Genomic DNA, 1,925 nt, shown 5'->3' on the forward strand with positions numbered 1-1,925 from the left:
TTCAGTATAGTTGAGCTTATTATTGACTAGAGTCATGCTCTTCTAAAGGCTCTGTCCCGCTGTCGCGAACGGCCATAACTTTCACCCAACCTCTAGCGGATAGAGTAGGCTGCTGAGGCGGCAGGCAACTGCAAGGATAGGGATCCCAGCGGGGCCAAGGTGGTGCCGGGGTAGTAGAAAGCGAGGATTTGTGCCACGTTAAACCCCTGCCGAGCCAGGGTATAGGAGCCATACTGGCTCAGGCCCACCCCATGGCCAAAGCCGCCACCGATGAAGCGATAGCCTGCCAATCGCTCCCCTTGTTTCAGAGGCTCTATCCGAAACAGGGTGCTGTACAGGCGAGGAAAAGCCAAGCGTACCTGATCCTTGCGCAAAAGAATCGAGCGGATCCCTTCTGCCGTCTGCAAGTCCAATTGCATCACCTGCACCCGGCCACTGGCGGAGCGCTCCAGGATCTGCATCCCCGCGATGCTGCTCCAGGTGGGCATCGGGATCCCTAGGTAGTCTTGGCCGGCCCGCAACTGGGTGTTCAGCTCCTCCAGAGATAGGGAGAACTCCCAGCGGAATAGGCGGGATACTCCTGCTTCGTTGAAGCCCTCTCGCTGGGCCAAAAACGCCTGGAAGCTGCTCTCCTGCCGCAAATCCAGGGGCTTACCCGGTTGATGGCGCTCCTCGCCCTGCGGAGCACGATGGGCAATATCCGCTTGCGGGCGTAGGTAGGGGCGCGGATCCCCGTCCCAAACGTCTTCAAAGGCCGCCGAGATGCCGCCATTGGTAGAGGAATAGACAGCATCCACCAGCTCGCCATTGTAGGTGAGCACCAGGCCACTGGTTTGGCGAATGGCCTCGTCAGCCCGCGGGTGGGTTCCGGTCAATCCCTTGTAAACCTGGCAATGGGTATTGGCGCAGAGCTGATAATCGTCAACCTGAAAGCGGTGGAGGTTCTTGAGGGCGTAGGTGCGCGCCAAAATCGCCTGGGCGGCCATGGCGGCAAAAGGGGCCCCTGGCCCCACCTCGTGGGGAACTACCCCCCGCAAATAGGTTTCCAGAGGCACGGCATTGACCACAGTGTAGCTGCCGTAGGCGTTGGGCTGAATGGTAATAGAGCCGGCGTAGTGGCGGTCGTTCACCCGCAGATAGCCAGCATCGGAGGTCACCCTGAGGCGGGTGCGGTGGTAGCGAAAGTGTTCATGAACCCAGCTTAGCTCCGCCCGTTCGCGTCGCTCCTGCACCTCGAGCCGCACATGGGGGATCCCTTCTTTCTGGGCATACTGCTGAATCTGGATCAGTTGTTGCGGGGTGTAGGCGCGGTTGGCCCACACCTGCCATTCTTGCGGCTGGGCGATCTCGGTGCTGATGCCCAGAGACTGCCAATGGTTGGCGTTGGCCTCGGCACTCTCAAAACTTTTGTGGCTGCTGAGGATTAGACGGTATACGGTTTCCGGGGTGGTCAGGGCGCGATTGACAATGCCGATGCTGACCCGAGGCGTTCGCTGGGTCTGGGTGCTGCCGTCTGCTTGAGGGAATTCCAGGGTGAGAAGGGATCCCGTCGGCGCCGCCAGCTCCACTTGATCCGTCTCAGAACGGCCAAAGCGTTGCACAATGCCTATATGCAGGATTGGGTTTTCGGGGGTGGCTGCCGTGGCCAAGGTCTCTTCACGAACTCCGGTTGCGTCGGCGGCATGGAGCGCTAAGGCCGCCAGCAACAGGCCCAAGCCGGAAATGAGGGTGCTCTGTTTGCGCCAGCGGGACGGAGCCCCTAAAAACCGACGGGGTTTGGCAGTGGGAGGCTGACAACTGGCCATGGCCGCTTTATCTTAAAGCACACCCTGTCGATTTTACCCCCATCTTTTTTGGCCTACCTGCAGCGGTTGCGTCAGCAGTGGGGAGCATGCCTCTAACCCCCAAAACCCTGAACTTTGCTG

General features: G+C 59.8%; 1 protein-coding gene. It reads right to left on the reverse strand.

All coding sequences use genetic code 11. The features are described from left to right. Positions 1 to 92: 92 nt before the first annotated feature. The gene (locus NW843_RS10155) at positions 93 to 1,805 is read right to left on the reverse strand and encodes a SpoIID/LytB domain-containing protein (protein WP_414522869.1); all 1,713 of its coding nucleotides are present in this window, start codon (positions 1,803 to 1,805) and stop codon (positions 93 to 95) included. Positions 1,806 to 1,925: the final 120 nt, after the last annotated feature.

Origin of the sequence: Synechococcus sp. R5-12 (assembly GCF_047502655.1) — a bacterium.
In the GTDB taxonomy this organism is placed as follows: domain Bacteria; phylum Cyanobacteriota; class Cyanobacteriia; order Thermostichales; family Thermostichaceae; genus Thermostichus.